Annotated in this window: 16 protein-coding genes and 1 tRNA gene; 5 read left to right on the top strand and 12 right to left on the bottom strand. The window is 62.0% G+C overall.

What is annotated here, in order from left to right; translation table 11 throughout:
* Positions 1 to 501: 501 nt before the first annotated feature.
* The 6 genes from M729_RS0119780 to M729_RS0119755 form a co-directional block, all read right to left on the bottom strand.
* A complete protein-coding gene (locus tag M729_RS0119780) occupies positions 502 to 4,284 on the bottom strand; it encodes a vitamin B12-dependent ribonucleotide reductase (protein WP_027162598.1) in 3,783 nt (1,260 codons plus the stop codon).
* A 631-nt stretch (positions 4,285 to 4,915) separates the two neighbouring features.
* Complete coding sequence (locus M729_RS0119775) at positions 4,916 to 5,227, bottom strand: PilZ domain-containing protein (protein ID WP_013532019.1); 312 nt, start codon at positions 5,225 to 5,227, stop codon at positions 4,916 to 4,918.
* 132 nt (positions 5,228 to 5,359) lie between these two features.
* Positions 5,360 to 5,848: an NUDIX hydrolase gene (locus tag M729_RS0119770; protein ID WP_013532018.1), complete on the bottom strand. Its 489-nt coding sequence runs from the start codon at positions 5,846 to 5,848 to the stop codon at positions 5,360 to 5,362.
* 213 nt (positions 5,849 to 6,061) lie between these two features.
* Positions 6,062 to 6,562, bottom strand: coding sequence for a xanthine phosphoribosyltransferase (gene gpt, locus M729_RS0119765; RefSeq protein ID WP_013532017.1), 501 nt, complete (start codon positions 6,560 to 6,562; stop codon positions 6,062 to 6,064).
* Between the two features lie 131 nt (positions 6,563 to 6,693).
* Entirely contained in the window at positions 6,694 to 7,527 is an 834-nt protein-coding gene (locus tag M729_RS0119760; RefSeq protein WP_027162597.1) for a universal stress protein, read from the bottom strand.
* An 81-nt stretch (positions 7,528 to 7,608) separates the two neighbouring features.
* The gene (locus M729_RS0119755; protein WP_027162596.1) at positions 7,609 to 8,352 is read right to left on the bottom strand and encodes a competence/damage-inducible protein A; all 744 of its coding nucleotides are present in this window, start codon (positions 8,350 to 8,352) and stop codon (positions 7,609 to 7,611) included.
* A gap of 126 nt (positions 8,353 to 8,478) precedes the next feature.
* Here M729_RS0119755 and M729_RS1000000139320 point away from each other — a divergent pair, with 126 nt between their 5' ends.
* Positions 8,479 to 9,030, top strand: a complete 552-nt coding sequence (locus M729_RS1000000139320) for a hypothetical protein (protein WP_244506952.1) — start codon at positions 8,479 to 8,481, stop codon at positions 9,028 to 9,030.
* Positions 9,031 to 9,172: 142 nt separating this feature from the next.
* Here the strand turns inward: M729_RS1000000139320 and M729_RS0119745 are convergent, their stop codons facing one another.
* From M729_RS0119745 to M729_RS0119735, 3 genes are all read right to left on the bottom strand, one after another.
* Complete coding sequence (locus M729_RS0119745) at positions 9,173 to 9,412, bottom strand: DUF2188 domain-containing protein (RefSeq protein WP_013532013.1); 240 nt, start codon at positions 9,410 to 9,412, stop codon at positions 9,173 to 9,175.
* 30 nt (positions 9,413 to 9,442) lie between these two features.
* Positions 9,443 to 9,721 carry a DUF982 domain-containing protein gene (locus M729_RS0119740; RefSeq protein ID WP_013532012.1) on the bottom strand — a complete coding sequence of 93 codons (279 nt, stop codon included), beginning with the start codon at positions 9,719 to 9,721 and terminating at the stop codon, positions 9,443 to 9,445.
* A 112-nt stretch (positions 9,722 to 9,833) separates the two neighbouring features.
* Positions 9,834 to 10,937, bottom strand: a complete 1,104-nt coding sequence (locus M729_RS0119735) for an NADH:flavin oxidoreductase/NADH oxidase (RefSeq protein WP_027162595.1) — start codon at positions 10,935 to 10,937, stop codon at positions 9,834 to 9,836.
* Between the two features lie 225 nt (positions 10,938 to 11,162).
* Between M729_RS0119735 and M729_RS0119730 the strand changes: the two genes are divergently transcribed.
* Positions 11,163 to 11,741 carry an NUDIX domain-containing protein gene (locus tag M729_RS0119730; protein ID WP_024504405.1) on the top strand — a complete coding sequence of 193 codons (579 nt, stop codon included), beginning with the start codon at positions 11,163 to 11,165 and terminating at the stop codon, positions 11,739 to 11,741.
* A gap of 60 nt (positions 11,742 to 11,801) precedes the next feature.
* Here the strand turns inward: M729_RS0119730 and M729_RS0119725 are convergent.
* A tRNA-Leu gene (locus M729_RS0119725) sits at positions 11,802 to 11,886 on the bottom strand.
* Positions 11,887 to 12,261: 375 nt separating this feature from the next.
* On the opposite strand from M729_RS0119725, the gene tig reads away from it, so the two are divergent.
* Positions 12,262 to 13,728 (top strand): trigger factor, encoded by a 1,467-nt coding sequence (gene tig, locus M729_RS0119720; RefSeq protein WP_027162594.1) that lies wholly within the window; start codon positions 12,262 to 12,264, stop codon positions 13,726 to 13,728.
* A 198-nt stretch (positions 13,729 to 13,926) separates the two neighbouring features.
* Positions 13,927 to 14,451 carry a hypothetical protein gene (locus M729_RS0119715; protein WP_013532008.1) on the top strand — a complete coding sequence of 175 codons (525 nt, stop codon included), beginning with the start codon at positions 13,927 to 13,929 and terminating at the stop codon, positions 14,449 to 14,451.
* Positions 14,452 to 14,570: 119 nt separating this feature from the next.
* On the opposite strand, the gene M729_RS0119710 is transcribed toward M729_RS0119715, so the two are convergent.
* Entirely contained in the window at positions 14,571 to 15,347 is a 777-nt protein-coding gene (locus tag M729_RS0119710; RefSeq protein ID WP_013532007.1) for a glutamine amidotransferase, read from the bottom strand.
* A 110-nt stretch (positions 15,348 to 15,457) separates the two neighbouring features.
* Complete coding sequence (gene radC / locus M729_RS0119705; RefSeq protein WP_027162593.1) at positions 15,458 to 16,219, bottom strand: DNA repair protein RadC; 762 nt, start codon at positions 16,217 to 16,219, stop codon at positions 15,458 to 15,460.
* A 249-nt stretch (positions 16,220 to 16,468) separates the two neighbouring features.
* Here radC and M729_RS0119700 point away from each other — a divergent pair, with 249 nt between their 5' ends.
* On the top strand, positions 16,469 to 17,326 hold the full coding sequence (locus M729_RS0119700) for a MipA/OmpV family protein (protein ID WP_027162592.1): 858 nt from the start codon (positions 16,469 to 16,471) through the stop codon (positions 17,324 to 17,326).
* Positions 17,327 to 17,331 lie beyond the last annotated feature (5 nt).

Below are 17,331 nucleotides of genomic sequence, written 5' to 3'. Positions count from 1 at the left end.
CGGCCCTCCGGAAAATCAAGCCGAGCGTATATCACAAATACGAGGTCAGCGGGCATGTCGAACTTTTTGATCAAGCATCCCATCGAAGGTTCATACTTCAGCCCTATTGCGGGTTTGGTCACGAAGGCCACGTAATCGAATCCTCGGTCGTCCTCGCCGGCAGGTCGCATCAAGCCACGAAAGCAAGCGTGGGCCCCACCTAACCCGCGAGTTCCTCGAGAGTCTGCGGTATCAAATTTTGCTGCTCCCGATATTGGTGGCACCAGCCCATGAACATGCCACCAAAGGTCGAGGATAGGTTGCCGCTGGCGAGCGTCCAAGTGTTTTTGAAGGTCACCGGTGGTGAGCCGATAGGCCATAATCCGATTTTTGTCGAAGGGTGACCTACCGATGGCAGTCGCCGGCGGCGACAACCATCTAGCAGGCTTTTGGTTGCCTCCGACTATAAGCCGGAACTTGGGTTGCTCCCGCTCAGCCATCATGTCGGAAACTCCCGAAGCCTCAGCTGCACCCGCTCGTCGAGCCGCACGTGTCGCACTTCTCGCAGGTCCCATTCCGCACCATCGTGAAATTCTGGCACTCGGAGCAGGAATTGCCGGTGTAGCCCTGGAGCAGCGATTTGGCGCGGCGGTCGTTGGCGAGTTTTTTTGCTTCGGCCGCCTCGACGGCCGCCGCGTCGGTGAACAATCCTGCCGTGGCGTCGGAGGCAGCACCCGCCGCTTCCTCGAAGGCGATGTCCTCGGCCAATTCCTTTGCCCGCTCCTCATAGTCGCGCTTGTAGGCGACCGCTTCGTCGCTGGCGGGTTTCAGCGCCAGCACGTTGGAGCCGGAGAAGGCGGTCGGTGCCGAGCGGGCAGGGGCGCCCGAGGGGGCCGCAAAGCCTTTCGGATCGTTGCCGCTGACGCGCGACACCAGCTTCACCGGCGAGGCGCCACGGGTCAGGCCCTTGGAGACCGCATCGGTCTTGCCTTCGCTGATGCCACGGCCAAGTGCGGTGTTGGAAAAGTCCGACTGGTCGACATGGGCGAGATCGTTGCGGCCGAGGTAGGAGATCGCCAGCTCGCGGAACACGTAGTCGAGGATCGACGTCGCGCTCTTGATGGCGTCATTGCCCTGCACCATGCCGGCCGGCTCGAACTTGGTGAAGGTGAAGGCGTGCACATATTCGTCGAGTGGCACGCCATATTGCAGGCCCAGCGAGATGGCGATGGCGAAGTTGTTGAGAAGGCCACGCAAGGTAGCGCCTTCCTTGTTCATGTCGATGAAGATCTCGCCGAGACGGCCATCGTCATATTCGCCGGTGCGCAGGAAGATGGTGTTGCCACCGATCTTGGCTTTCTGCGTGTAACCCTTGCGGCGGCCGGGCAGCTTTTCCTGCTCGCGCGACACGCGCTCGATGATGCGCTCGACGATCCGTTCGGTGATCTGTGCGGCACGTGCTGCCGCAGGTGCGGCGAGCAGCTGCTCGACGGCTTCATCCTCATCGTCCTCGCCATCGGCGAGCAGCGAGGAATTGAGCGGCTGCGACAGTTTCGAGCCGTCGCGGTAGAGCGCGTTGGCCTTCAGCGCCAGCTTCCACGACAGCATGTAGGCGCCCTTGGCGTCTTCCACCGTCGCATCGTTGGGCATGTTGATGGTCTTCGAGATCGCGCCGGAAATGAAGGGCTGTGCAGCCGCCATCATCTGAATGTGGCTGTTGATCGAAAGCGAGCGCTTGCCGATCTTGCCGCACGGGCTGGCGCAGTCGAACACGGCGAGGTGTTCGGCCTTGAGGAACGGCGCGCCTTCCAGCGTCATCGCACCGCAGACATGGATGTTGGCGGCCTCGATGTCCTTCCGGGAGAAGCCGAGCGCCGGCAGCATCTCGAACGAGAAGTCGTTGAGCTGCTCGTCGGTGAAGCCGAACGTCTCCTTCACCCAGTCGGCGCCGAGCGTCCACTGGTTGAAGACGAACTTGATGTCGAAGGCCGACTTCAAGGCTGCGTTGAGCGCCGCGATCTTGTCGTCGGTGAAGCCCTTGGCCTTGAGCGCGCCGGGATTGATGGCCGGCGCCTGGTTGAGGTTGCCGTGGCCGACCGCATAGGCCTCCATTTCGGCGATCTGGGCTTCGGAATAGCCGAGCGTGCGCAGCGCTTCCGGCACGGCGCGGTTGATGATCTTGAAATAGCCGCCGCCGGCCAGCTTCTTGAACTTCACCAGCGCGAAGTCGGGCTCGATGCCGGTGGTGTCGCAATCCATGACCAGGCCGATCGTGCCGGTCGGCGCGATGACGGTCGCCTGCGCGTTGCGGTAGCCATGCTCCTCGCCGAGTTCGATGGCGCGGTCCCAGGCGGCCTTGGCGTGGGTTGCAAGGTCCTGCTGCTTCAGGTCGGAAGCGACGAGCGGCACCGGGTTGACGGCGAGCTTCTCGTAGCCCTGCTTCTCGCCATAGGCGGCACGGCGATGGTTGCGCATGACGCGCAGCATGTTCTGGGCATTGCGGTCGTAGTCGGCGAAGGCGCCGAGTTCGCCGGCCATCTCGGCCGAGGTGGCATAGGCCATGCCGGTCATGATCGCGGTGAGTGCGGCGCAGATCGCGCGGCCTTCATCGGAGTCGTAGGGAATGCCCGACGTCATCAGCAGGCCGCCGATATTGGCATAGCCGAGGCCGAGCGTGCGGTATTCGTAGGACTGCTTGGCGATCTCCTTCGACGGGAACTGCGCCATCATGACGGAGATTTCGAGCACGATGGTCCACAGCCGCACCGTGTGCTCGTAGGCTGCGATGTCGATCGTGCCGTCGGCGTTGCGGTAGGGCAGCAGATTGATCGAGGCGAGATTGCAGGCCGTGTCGTCGAGGAACATGTATTCGGAGCACGGGTTGGACGCCCGGATCGCACCGGCGGAAGCGCAGGTGTGCCAGTCGTTCATCGTCGTGTTGAAATGCAGGCCCGGATCGGCCGACGCCCAGGCGGCGTAACCGATCTTTTCCCAGAGATCCCTGGCCTTCAGCGTCTTCAGCACCTTGCCGTCCTTGCGGGCGGTCAGGTGCCAGTCGGCATCGTCCTCAACGGCGCGCAGGAAATTATCCTTCAGCGACACCGAATTGTTGGAATTCTGGCCCGAAACCGTGAGGTAGGCGTCCGAATCCCAGTCTGTGTCGTAGGTCTTGAACGACATCGAGCTATAGCCCTGCTTGGCGAACTGGATGACGCGGTAGATGTAGTTCTCCGGCACGGCCGACTTCTTGGCCGCCTTGATCTCGCGCTTCAGCGCGGAGTTGATCGACGGGTCGAAGCAGTCGTCGCCATTGCCTTCGCAGTTGACGCAGGCCTTCATGATCGCTTCGAGATGCTTCTTGACGATCTTCGAGCCGGTCACCAGCGAGGCGACCTTCTGCTCTTCATTGACCTTCCAGTCGATGAATTCCTCGATATCGGGGTGGTCGGCGTCGACAATGACCATTTTGGCGGCGCGTCGCGTCGTGCCGCCCGACTTGATGGCGCCCGCCGCGCGGTCGCCGATCTTGAGGAAGCTCATCAGGCCCGACGAGCGGCCGCCACCGGACAGTTTTTCGCCTTCGCCGCGCAGCAGCGAGAAGTTGGAGCCGGTACCGGAGCCGTATTTGAACAGGCGCGCTTCACGCACCCACAGATCCATGATGCCGCCCTCGTTGACGAGGTCGTCCTGTACGCCCTGGATGAAGCAGGCATGCGGCTGCGGATGCTCGTAGGAGGATTTCGACTTGGTCAGCTTGCCGGTGAACGGGTCGACATAGAAGTGGCCCTGGCTCGGGCCGTCGATGCCATAGGCCCAGTGCAGGCCGGTGTTGAACCATTGCGGCGAGTTCGGCGCGACGCGCTGGGTGGCCAGCATGTAGGCAAGCTCGTCACGGAAGGCGCGTGCGTCTTCTTCCGACGCCTTGAAGTAGCCGCCCTTCCAGCCCCAATAGGTCCAGGTGCCGGCAAGGCGGTCGAAGACCTGGCGGGCGTCGATCTCGGAACCGTAGCGCTCGGCTTCCGGCAGCTTGGCGAGTTCCGCCTCATCGGCGACGGAGCGCCACAGGAAGGAGGGGACGTCGTTCTCTTCGATCTTCTTCAGGCGTGCCGGAACACCGGCCTTGCGGAAATATTTCTGTGCCAGGATATCGGCTGCGACCTGGGAGAACTGCGCCGGCACGTCGATATTGTCCAAGCGGAACACCACCGAGCCATCCGGATTCTTGATCTCCGAAAGCGCCTTGCGGAATTCGATCTCCGCATAGGCGGACTGTCCTGGCTTGGTGAAACGACGCTCGATGCGCATTGGTCCGGTCCCTTTTGTCTATATGTAGCGCTTTTCCCCAGGGATTTCTGCCCCCGATGCGAAACGCGCATGTCCGCCGTCTGCCGGCGTTCGAAAACGGCCGGCTCTCCATTTCGCAGCCTCCGCCGGCCCTGCTGGTCAAACTCCTTGCGAAGTGCCTGTCCAACGCGCCGACGAACCCACGGGTCCCTCAAAACTGATTTTTTTCCGATTCCCTCGGTCGAGGGAAATTCACACTATCTAGCGTCGAACCTACCTGCAAACACTAAATATAGTATTAACAGACAATTTATTCAAGCCCGACAATTGTCCCTATCGACCCCAGCCGCCCCACAATTCCAACGCTTCCGCCGGCCTCGTAACCAGGCGGAAATGCGAGCAAAACGCACATAATCCGGGAAAAAGACCGGGCTCAGAACTTTCCGGTCGCACTCTCAACAGGAGCGCATGGCCTATAAAAGGCGACTCGTTTTGCGCCGTCAAGGATTCGTTTGCGTAGCTTTTGTGACCCCAACATCTTGTGTGTCACATATGTGGATAACGGGGATAGAATGCGGTGCGGCGATCGCAATTTTGTCGCCACCAGGCAATCCGGACGCGGCAACGATCCAAAGCGTCGTGCCTCAATGGATCAGCCGTAGTGCAGCCTGGGTTTTGGCTCGGTGCCGGTGAACTGCACCCCGATACGGTCATTGCGACGCCAGCGGACCTCACACCGATAGGCAATGCCGTCGAGCGGCACATAGAGAAGGAAGCGATCGGGAACCCGGGCTTCCAGCGGTATCTTCAGTTCGGCTCCGCCTTCGTGTTGATTGCGCAGCGTGCAGCCGACTTCCGAATTCGAAATTCCGGTGATGATCGACCCGCCCTTAAGCACGCGCGGACGATGCTCGCGCTCAGGCTCGTCGGACTCGTTTGGAATTGGATTTGCGGGATTCGCCATCGATCAAAAAATACCAGAGCTGCCGAATCCTACCTTTGATTCCTTAGCAAAGCATTCATGTCGATGCGCGGCAACGCGTGTCCAGCCTTTGCAAGCCAGTCCCGTTTGCAAAGAGCGCGGTGTGGCCGCCCGTCAGGAGAAGCTGTGCGGGTCGGCGCAGAAATAGGCGATGATCTGGCAAAGGTCGGGTTCGTTGACCATGCGCACCGCTTCGCTTGCACGGACCCATTTGCGGGTGCGTGAGCGTTTTTCCTTCCAGCGGTCCGCGACTTTGTCGACATGCAGCGGAAACACCAGGACCTCGCACGGGACTTCTTCGCCGGAAGCCAGCGCCTTGGCGTAGAAGTAACGGCCGGCTTCAAGATGAGAGACACGGCCGCGCAGCCCGGCCTCCTCGCCGGCTTCGCGCGCCGCGGCCTCGCAGAGCGGCTCCCTGGCCTCTGGCCAACCCTTGGGCAAAACCCAACGGCCGGTATCGCGGCTGGTGATCAGCATGATTTCGACGCCGTCTCCCGTGTCGCGCCAGGGCAGGGCGGCAACCTGCAGGCGGCACGGCGCGGTGCCGAAGAGCCGTCGGACCCTTTCGGCCAGATGATTGTGTGTCGTTGGCCTCGTCAACATCGAAGAAGCTAGCCTCAGCCTCCGGAATCGTTTGCCGTCTCACGAATCTTACGGCTAATTGTCGGCAATAAAAGTAAAAAATTTCATTCGCCTGGCCAATTTCCGCCAATAGACGTCGATTTCGCGAAATATCCGGCTCTGCCGGACGTGTTTGCGAAAGCAAATCCATCCCCGGTGCAAGCTGCTGGTCTGTAACAGGCAGGTAGTTGCGAATCAGCCGGCGTGGTCGTCGGCGATCGGCTTCTGGTAGGTGAAGCCCATATCCCACGGGAAATAGATCCAGGTGTCCTGGCTGACTTCGGTGACGAAAGTATCGACCAGCGGCCTGCCTTTCGGCTTGGCATAGACAGTGGCGAAATGCGCCCTGGGCATCATCGCGCGCACGATGCCCGCCGTCTTGCCGGTGTCGGTCAGGTCGTCGATGATCAGCACGCCGGCGCCGTCTTCGGCGAGCAGGGCAGGGGTGATCTCCTTGAGGACCTGCAGCTGCCCCTGGCTGGTATAATCGTGATAGGAGGCGACGCAGACGGTTTCGATGACGCGGATGCCAAGTTCACGCGAGATGATCGCCGCCGGCACCAACCCGCCTCGCGTGATGCAGACGATCGCTTTCCATTGCCCCTTGTTGGCGCCGGCAAGCCGCCAGGCGAGTGCGCGAGCGTCGCGATGGAACTGGTCCCAGGAGACCGGAAAGGCTTTTTCGGGAAGGGACATGTCGCGCACTCCACAGCACGCGGGGATCGCGCGCAAGAAAACAGGGGAATGCGCGCGGAATTAGCTGGAAAGCCCCCATCTTGGCAAGAGCAGGGGCCTTGGCAAGGCAAGGGCCAGCGATCGCTGTGGGCTTACCGCGACAGGAAGGCTGCCACCGGCGCGGTGCGCAGCACGCTGCGCGTCACGCCGCCGAACAGAAGCTGGCGCAGCCATGAATGGCTGTAGGCGCCGAGCACCAGCAGATCGGCGCCGGTTTCCGCGATCCTGGTCTGGATGATGTCATCGACCGAACTGCCGCCCGACTGCTGCACCGAGACGCTGACGGTGGCGCCGTGGCGCGACAGCGCCGCCGCGATTTCGGCGCCGGCGGCCTCCGGGCTGTCGTCGAGCGTTTCAGGAGGGTCGATAACCAATATGTCGGTCTTCTCGGCTTCGATGATGAAGGGCAGCGCGTCGAAGGCGGCGCGCGCCGCTTCCTTGCTGCCGTTCCAGGCGAGCAAGACGCGTTTGAAGGTGGTGATCAGCGGACCCTCGTGCGGCACCACCAGCACCGGCCGGCCGGCATCGTAGACCAGCGTGTCAACGTCCGCGCTGGAATCGCCGCCCGTTTCGCGCTGCGCTGCTATGATCAGGTCGGCGGCCCGCACGCTCGAAATCCCGGTCAGCGCGCTGTCACCCGAAAAGCTCTCCAGGCTTCGCCACTCGAAGGAAAGACCGGAATCCTCGATATGCCTGAGAAACAGCGTCCTCAATTTCTCGGCCCGTTCCCGGTTCATGTCTGCCGAAACCTGCAGGAATTCGGTGTCGGGAAAGCCTGTGGCAGAGGTGTAGGGCACGGGAAGCGTTTCGGCGTGGATGCCGACCAGATGGCTCTGGAACCGGTTGGCGAGCGGAATGGCGCAGTCGAGCACGCGCTCGGCGTCCTGCTCGTTCTGCAGAATGGCGACGATGGTTTTGAATCGCATGACAATCCCTCAGTTCACGAGCTGGCGAACTCGTGCCGGGGAAACGTTGCAGCGTCGTGCTTTGTTCCGGTCTGGACCAGATCAGCCGGGATTGCTGGCGAAGCCGGCGACCATCGCCTCGACATCGGCGCGGGCAGCGTCCAGCGCCTCCTGGCTGCGGGCACGCACGACCAGTTCGGTCCAGAACTTGCCATCGCCATATTTCGGATAGGAGCCGATGATCGTATCGGGATGCGCTTTCTGGATATCACCCAGCGGCCCCCCGATGAGGCCTTCGCCGAACGGGCAGGGCACGGTCGCCGACAGCATCTTTGTGCCGGCCTTCAGCGTCGGCACGACATTGTCGAGCATGGCCTGGAAAATCGACGGCACGCCAGCCATGACGTGGACGTTGCCGATGCGGAAGCCAGGCGCGACCGACACCGGATTGTCGATGAGATCGGCGCCGCGCGGCATCCGTGCCATGCGCTTGCGGGCCTCGGTATATTCGATGCCGCGCGCGGCATAGCTTGCTTCTAGCATCGCATAGGCCCGGGCATCGTATTCGCAAGGCACGCCAAAGGCCTTGGAGATGGAATCGGCCGTGATGTCGTCATGCGTCGGCCCGATGCCGCCGGTAGTGAACACATAAGTGTAGCGCGCGCGCACGGCGTTCACCGCCGCGATGATCTCGTCTTCCTCGTCCGGGACGATGCGCACTTCCTTCAGGTCGATGCCGATCGCCGTCATGACGTCGGCGAGATGGCCGATGTTCTTGTCCTTGGTGCGGCCGGACAGAATCTCATCGCCGATGACGAGCATGGCGGCGGTCACGATTTCAGGCATGGGAAGCTCCGGCAAGCGAGTGGCCCGGGAAGGCGAGTGGTCTGAGATAGCGCGGCGCAGCGGTGGCCGCAATGTCATCTCCGCGGCGCCGGCTTCCCTGCCCGACTACATGACCGCCGGAGGTGGATGGCTCGGTCGAAGCCAACTCGTTTCCACACCATGTTCTGCGATGACGTGGCGGTCGAGCAAGATCTCGGTCACATCGACGGGTGCTATGACAAGGGGCACTTGCCGGAATTCATGGCCCCGGAGCAAACCGCCGCATCCATCGAGCGCATCGCCGGCCGGGCTGATCGGGGCCTCACCTCAGCTTCACGACAATTTCAAGGAACCATTCGGCTGACTACCGGGTTTTATGAGTGTCGCACCAAGGCGGCTAAGATACGGAGTGATTCAATGGTTACAAAACTTCTCGCAGCATCCGTCCTGACGATTGGTCTCGCCACATCGGCGATGGCGCAGTCACTGGACGACAGGTACTCAAACAATCATGACTGGTGGCTGTTCGGTAACAACGACCAGACAACTGTCGACCCCTACACCACGGGAAGCATCAGTGACGGCTCCGGGTTGAACACCCAAGGCAACACCGGCGCTATTGGCCCATGTGCCCACAACACACCAGGCCCGGACGCTAACGCAGGGCAAAATGTCAACGATCAGTATTGCGGCAAATAGCCAGAACGTGATTTCCGAAAAGCGCACGCCGATTTTCTGGAAATCCATGTTCGAGGGCTAGTCCGCAAGGACAGCCGCTGGCCGCTGGCGCGTCCCCTCTCCGGACGGCGCTGCGGTCGGCGCTCCGCCGAACCGCTCCACATCAATCCGAGACTTCTGTCTGCGGCCGGTCGCGGCCGTCGGCCAGTTCCTCATGCCATTTTCCCTCGGCGTCCTCATACTGGATGCCGTCCGTCGCTCCGGCGACCTGCTGCTCGGCCGAGGCGATTTCGGCGGCGCGCAACGCGTCCTGATGCGTCGGAAACGTCTCGGAAAAGGTCGCTCCGACCTTGTAGGCCCAGCCGCCGTCATGTTCGACGATCTTGTAAGTCAGCTTCGCCATGAAAAACCTCCGGTTGAAAGGTCCGTCTGCTCAATGCAGTCGGTCGTCGGGCAGTCTGTCGTCGGGCACCAGCACTTCCGATTCCTTGGCGGCTTCAATCAGCGCCCGGCGCGCATCTGCTGTCGAACGATAACCTTCCAGCACTTTGAGGCAAGTGTCGAGGGCATCACGATGGCGCGGGCCGCGATTGAGCGGCCACACCGTCATCAGGCACTCCGCGGCTTCCTGGGCGCTGCGGATGTGGCGATATTTGCCGACGTGGCCAAGTTCGACGACGACCGGCACTTCAAAAGGTTTGTTGTCCATCATGGCCGCAACGCAAAGCAGCCAATTTGGTTGCAACCATGGCCGTCAGCCTGCGCCCAAACGTCTCAGAGGCTGTTTGAAGGCTCTACAGCGCCGTGTCGGGAGCGCGAACCGTTCAGCCCGCCGCCTTCATCCAATGCTGCATCGTGGTCACCGAACGGGCAAGTTGTGGCGCCGGGTGGATTGTCTCGCTGAATGTCGCCGCCGCACGCCACCCCCAGCGCGGATCAGCCAGGAAGGCCCGCGCCAGCGCCACCATGTCGGCGCGGCCCTCGGTGACGATCGCTTCGGCCTGTTTGGGGTCGTCGATCAGGCCGACGGCGCGGGTCGGAATATCAGCGCCCTTGCGCACCGCCTCCGCCAGATGCACCTGATAGCCGGGGCCGGTGGGCAATTTCTGCAACGGCGAATTGCCGCCGCTCGAACAGCAGAGATAGGCAACGCCCTCGTCCTTCAGCGCTTTGGCCACTTCGATCGCGTCCGCCACGTCGAAGCCGCCGTCGACCCAATCCTTCACGGACAGCCTTGCGCCGAGCATCAGCTTTGGCACCGCCTTGCGCACCGCCTTGGTGATTTCGACGGCAAAACGCATGCGGTTTTCCAGCGAGCCACCCCAGCGGTCCGTGCGCTGGTTGGACAAGGGCGACAGGAACTGGAAGATCAAATAGCCATGCGCGGCGTGCAGTTCGAGGAAATCGAAGCCGGCGCGTTCGGCTCGCCTTGCCGCCTCGGCGAAGCGCTCGATCAGCTGTAGGATCTCCTCGTCCTCCAGAGCGTGCGGCACGTTCCAGCCGGTGTCGTAGGGGATGGCCGAGGCGGAGACGGTCTGCCAGGGATCCTCGTTTGGCTGCAGTGGTCCGCCGCCCTCCCACGGCTTGCGGTTCGAAGCCTTGCGGCCGGCATGGGCGAGTTGGGAGCCGAATTTCGTGCCGGGTGCGGCGACGCGTCGTGCAGCGTCCAGCGCGCGGCGGGCGGCCGCTTCATTGTCTTCGGAGTAAAGGCCGAGGCAGCCATGGGTGATACGCCCGCGCCGCTCGACATCGGTCATCTCGACCGTGACCATGCCGGCGCCGGACATTGCGAGGTTCATCCAGTGATGGAGATGCCAGTCGCTGGCCGAGCCGTCCTCGGCGGAATACTGGCACATCGGCGCGACGGCGATGCGGTTGGGGAAGGTGAGGCCGTCGAGAGTGATCGACTGGAAAAGCGACGCTGTCATGAGAAACTCCGGGAGGGTTCGCAGCTATTTAGGCGACCGATGGCGCCTGCGCCAGACACGAGGCGGTGAAAGGGCTTCTGGACCAATCACGGGCGGGATTGCCGAAATGCCGGTTCGCGGCTACGCCTCGGCCAGGCATGTCTCCCAAAAGTGGCTCCGGTTTTGGGAGAACGACAGGCATAAACAGGAGCATGAAGTGCGACGCGCTTTAGCATGGAGACCGGGATGGAAGATCGTATTCGCGTCCGTTCGGAGGAAATCCTCTCCGACGACTGGGCCATCCTGAAGAAGACCGTCCTCGACTACCGCCGGCGCGACGGTCAGTGGGAGACGCAAATCCGCCAGACCTATGATCGCGGCGATGGTGCGGTGATCCTGCCTTACGACCCCTTGCGTTCGACCGTGCTTCTGGTGCGCCAGTTCCGCTATCCCGCTTACGTCACCGGCCACCGCGAGCCGCTGATCGAGGCCTGTGCCGGCCTGTTGGACGAAAACGATCCGGAGACCGCCATCCGCAAGGAAGCCGAGGAAGAGCTGGGTTATCGCTTGAAGGATATCGAGCGGCTGTTTTCGCCCTATATGAGCCCCGGCAGCGTCACCGAACGGCTCTGGTTTTTCATCGGCCGCTATTCACCCGCCGACCGCATCTCGGCCGGCGGCGGCGCGCAAGAAGAGGGCGAGGACATCGAGGTTCTGGAAATGCCGCTCGACGAGGCGCTGGCCGGCATCGCCGATGGCCGTATCGTCGACGCCAAGACCATCATCCTGATCCAGCATCTGAAGCTCAATCCGATGCCTGCCTGAACGGCGCCGGTCCTCCTTCGCCAGGGCTTTCGGGTGGCCCGCCACCCGAAGCTCGAAGGGTGGTGCGGATGAAGGGACTCGAACCCCCACGCCTTTCGGCACTGGAACCTAAATCCAGGGCGTCTACCAGTTCCGCCACATCCGCATGGACCGGCAATCCCATGTGGCCATCATTCTGTCAATGTCAGAGACAAGATGTGGCCCAGCGACAAGATGTGGGGCAGGCCCCGAATGCTGGTTATTCGCTGGGATGCGAAGACTGTTGAAAATTGGCCTCGCCTGTGACAAAAGGCGTGTCAAATGTGACGGGACGCGACGATCCGCTTCTGCAGAATGTGATAAGAAGTAGGAAAAACAAGAACTTATTCACATTTTGGAACGCAGTTTGGGAGAGTTTGAGCCGGGTTTTCGGTCAAATCGCCAGGTTCCGTACCAAAAGCCATTCCCGGCAAGAATATACCGGCAGGCTGTGAACGGCAGAGGCCGTGGCAGTCTCATTGGTGAAAACAAAGGTTTTACGATGCAGGTCACCGAAACGCTCAACTCCGGTCTCAAGCGAGAGATCAAGATCACCGTGCCGGCCGGTGACATGGAAGCCAAGCTGATGGCGCGGCTTTCGGATGCCCGCAACAAGGTCCGCATCAACGGCTTCCGTCCTGGCAAGGTGCCGGTGCAGCACCTGCGCAAGGTCTACGGCAAGTCGTTCATGGCCGAAGTGGTCAACGAAATCCTCAACGATTCGACCCGTTCGATCATTACCGGGCGTGGTGAAAAGGCTGCCATGCAGCCCGAAGTCATCATGACCGAGGACGAGAAGGAAGCCGAGAAGATCCTGGCCGGTGGCGCCGACTTCGAATTCCGCCTCAACTACGAGATCATCCCGGCGATCGAGATCAAGGACTTTTCCGACATCAAGGTGACGCGCCAGGTGTTCGACGTGCCTGATGCCGAGATCGACGAGCAGGTCCAGCGCGTTGCCGAATCGGCGCGCAGCTACGAGCCGAAGACCGGCAAGGCCGCCAATGGCGACCGTGTCACCATCGACTATGTCGGCAAGATCGACGGCGAGGCCTTCAATGGCGGCGCCGGCACCGATCAGCCGCTGGTGCTAGGCTCGAAGGAATTCATCCCCGGCTTCGAGGATCAGCTTGTCGGCGCCAAGGCCGGTGACGAAAAGCAGGTCACCGTGACTTTCCCGGAAAACTACCAGGCGGCGCATCTGGCCGGCAAGGAAGCGACCTTCGATGTCACCGTCAAGGAAGTGTCCCAGCCCGGCGCGCTGGAAATCAACGACGAGACCGCCAAGAACCTCGGCCTGGAGTCGCTGGAGCGCCTGCGCGACGTCGTGCGCGGCCAGATCGAGAACCAGTTCGGCGCCATGACGCGCCAGAAGGTCAAGCGCCAGCTGCTCGACCAGCTCGACGCGGCTTATTCGTTCGAGGCGCCGTCGAAGCTCGTCGACGCCGAGTTCAACAACATCTGGGCGCAGGTCAATCGTGATCTGGAAGCAGCCGGACGCACCTTCGCCGACGAAGAGACGACGGAAGAAGAGGCGCGCGCCGAGTATCTGCGGCTTGCCGAGCGCCGCGTGCGCCTCGGGCTGGTGCTGGCTGAAATCGGCGAGAAGGCCGGCGTGACCGTATCGGACGAAGAGCTGCAGCGCGGCCTGTTCGAGCAGGTGCGGCGCTATCCAGGAAACCAGCAGCAGGAAGTCTTCGAGTTCTACCGCAACAACCCGGAAGCGTTGAACACGCTGCGGGCGCCGATGTTCGAGGAAAAGGTGGTCGACCATCTGCTCGGTCAGATTTCGGTCACCGACGTCAAGGTCAGCAAGGAAGAGCTGATGGCCGATGACGAAGAGGACGAGACCGCCGTGAAGGCGAAGCCGGCGAAGAAAGCCGCCGTCAAGAAGGCCGACGCCAAGACGGCCGACGACGCGGAAGAGCCCAAGAAGAAGGCCGCGCCGAAGAAGAAGGCCGCCGAATAACACCAGCGCTCCGCTGAAACAGGAAGGCCGCCGAATAACACCAGCGCTCCGCTGAAACAGGAAGGCCGCCCTTGAGGCGGCCTTTTTCGTTGCCAAACTGCAACAGCCGCCATGCTTCGCGAGCGACGGCCTGTGGCGACCAAGCTTTGATCATTATCTGCGCTTCTATTGCAAGCCGCTTGGTTGTTGGAGGGCGTGTTGAGACTGTTCGTCGAATTGGGACACGCTTCGGCAATCGCGCTGATCCTTATCTCGGTCTGCGGCATTGCCCAGGCCGGCACGGTGCCTGACAACTGGCGCTTCGGCACGAGTGAAGACGGCCTCGTGACGGCCTCGCTCTACGCCACCAACAAGCTGATCACCGGCGGCGGTGCCTTGAGCTACAGCCCGATCCTGACGATTGCCTGCCGGGCAAACGGCGAGCCGCATTGGACTGAATGGCTGCAACTGAACGACGCTGTTTCGGCCAGCCGCAAGATCACCATGTCGATTACGGTCGATCAGGAGAGCAAGTTCGACGAAAGCTGGTCGGTCGGGCCGCGCGGCCGGATGCTGGTGCGCGATGGCGCCGATGGGATCAGGCGCCTTGTCGCCGCGAACCGGCTCCAGCTTTCGTGGCGGTTCGGGCTGCTGGCGGGGCGCGGCGAGGCCGATTTCGACCTCGCCGGGTTCGGCGAAGCGGTCAGCCAGGTTGCCGGAAACTGCAACACCGATCCGCCGTGAACGACCGTGAGGCGAAGGCGGTAACGGCCGAGCTCGCCGTTCCCGGTGATGCTGATCGGCTTCAAACCTTTGTTCTCATACATGTCGTTGCCTCAAAAACGCACTTTGGGGCGACATCATCAAACGGCGTTGCTGACCCAGCGGAGCACGTTGGTCCAAAGCCGCGCATAGCCGGGCCATTCGACAAAACTGTTCGGCAGCCAGTGCGGTCCGATGTCCGACGTCCAGACCAGCGTGCGCCCTTCGCCGTGACGCCCGGTGACCAGCAGGGGATGGCCGCCCTGGTCCTGCGGCAGCCGCGCCAGAACCTCGACATCGTCGCGATCGCGGGCGACGACCTCGTTGGCACCGAGCAGCAGCGGCCATTCGCCCTCAATGCCGGCAAAAAGCGGATGGTCTCTTGAGCCAGTGATCTCGGGACGAAAGCCCTCCGGAATTTCGAGACGGTCATCATTGGGAAGGCAGGTCACCGGCAGCGCCTCCTCGACCGCCGTGCGATGCCAGCGCGCCTTGCCGTCAATGCCTTGGAAGCTGAAGTAACCGCCGATCATGATCAGGCCGCCGCCGGCCAGCGTCCAGTCGCGCAGGAGCTTGAGCCGGTTCGGCACTGTCTTGCCGTGCAGCCAGACATCGGGATGAAGCAGCAGCGAGTTTGCGCCAATGTCGGACAGGATGATCGTCCTGTATTGCGACAGCCCTTCCATGGTGAAAGGCAGCTTCTCGACGGCCTCATGAGCGGGCATGTAGTCGAGATCGAATTCGCTGTCCTTCAAGGCGTCGACCAGGGGCGTTGCCCCGAGATGGAAGGTGACGCTGCCGAACTGGTCGAACCCCTTGTAGTGGGTCGCCGAACTCACCCAGCTTTCGCCGACAAGAAGGACTTTTGTTTTCGCCATGATCATACTCTCCTGATTCCGCCAGTCGCTTGTTCTAGCCGGCTTCGCCCGCCCCGATCTCTGGGATCGCGTGGTCGGGGTCGGCCGGCGTTGGCGCCGGCCCTGCCATCTCAGATCAGCAGCAGGCCCTTCATGCTGGCATATCCCTTCCGCCCGATGATGATGTGGTCGTGCACCGCGATGCCCAGCCGCTTGCCCGCGTCGATGATCTCCTTCGTCATCTCGATGTCGGCGCGCGATGGCGTCGGGTCGCCTGACGGGTGATTGTGGACCAGGATAATGGCAGTCGCCGAGAGTTCGAGCGCCCGCTTGATCACTTCTCGCGGGTAGACAGGCGTGTGGTCGACAGTACCCGTCTGCTGCACCTCGTCGGCGATCAGCGCGTTCTTTTTGTCGAGGAACAGGATGCGGAACTGCTCGCGCGCCTCGAAGGCCATTGCTGAGCGGCAATAGTCGAGGAGCTGCTGCCAGGACGAGAGGATCTCGCGGCCGTGGACCTCGCCGCGTGCCATGCGCTGCGCCGTTGCGGCGACGATTTTCAGGTCGAGTGCCACCGCAGGGCCGATGCCCTTGACCTCCTGCAGCAGGCCCACCGGGGCGCCAATCACTTCGGCCAGCGTGCCGAAGCGTGCCAGCAGCGCCTTGGCCGCCGGTTTGGTGTCGGCACGAGGGATCAGGCGAAAGAGCAGAAGTTCCAGAAGTTCGTACTCGGGCAGGGCATCCGGACCCGCCAGGGCAAAGCGCTCGCGCAAGCGGTCGCGATGGCCGAGGTAATGCGGCTTTTCGTCGAGCGTCGCCTTGGCTTTCGCAGCAGGCCGCATCGGCGCTTCGGAGAAGAAACTCCGCTCGTCATCGTCGCTTGTGTTCCCCATACCCCGCCCACATTGCTCCGGCACAGACATTAGAGATGTTCTGGCCTGGATTGAAACAGTTCCGTTCTCCGATCGCGAGACGATCCACGGCAGATCGTGGCAGCCCGCTGTCAGCCTATGGCCTCCCTATACGGCAAGATGAAACCACGATTGCGCAACAAAACTTAACACCACTTAACGCATGCGGCCACTTTCACCTGACATGGTGACGCCATCGGAGGCTCTTTGCCTCGCTATACTGGAGCACGCATGTTCGCCAAAATTGACTCTGGACTATTTGCCGGCCGGGCATCTCTTGCGGTCATGGCAATCCTGCTTTCAGCCCATTCGGACGGCGCGCTGGCGGCAGACGCCATTGCGGTGAATTCCGATGATTTTACCCTGCCGCCCGAGCCTTCCCGTTTCGGGCGCTTCGAACAGAAACTGTCCGACTGGCACGTCGTGCTCGGCGGCGGCGCCATCATCGTCCCCAAATACGAGGGCAGCAATGAATTCAAGATCATGCCGGTGCCTTTCGTCACGGCGACATTCCTCGACACGGTGACGATCGATCCGACTGGTGCCAACATCGCCGTTTATGAACAAGGACCGTTCGCCTTCAGCGCGCGGCTTGGCTATGAGATGGGCCGCAAGGAAGACGACTCCGACCATCTGCGCGGCTTGGGGGATGTCGACATGGGCGCGACGGTCGGCGTGAAGGCAGCGGCGAAGTTCGGTCCGGCCGAAATATTCGCGCAGCTGGACAAGACCATCGGCGGCAGCGATGGCCTGGAGGGCAGGGTGGGGATCGAGGTGACCCGGCCTCTGTCTCAATCGTTGATGATCGGCGCCAGCGCGTCCGCCGTGTTCGCCGACGAAAATTACATGCAGGCCTATTTTGGTGTCACGCCCGAGCAATCGGCTCGCTCGGGGCTGGCGCGCTATGATGCCGGCGCCGGTTTGAAGCGCGCCGATTTTTCGATTTCCGCCACATATATGTTCGACGAGAACTGGATGGTGCGCGGCGAAGCGGGGGTCGGCGTTCTCTTGGGTGACGCTGCCGACAGCCCCGTCGTCGTCGAAAAGATCCAGCCTTCAGGGATGCTTCTCGTCGGATATCGGTTCTGACGCCT

This window comes from Mesorhizobium sp. WSM1293 (assembly GCF_000513875.1).
Lineage (GTDB): Bacteria > Pseudomonadota > Alphaproteobacteria > Rhizobiales > Rhizobiaceae > Mesorhizobium > Mesorhizobium ciceri.
The sequence above is the reverse complement of the archived record's forward strand: the minus strand, read 5'-3'. Positions and strand labels throughout refer to the sequence as shown.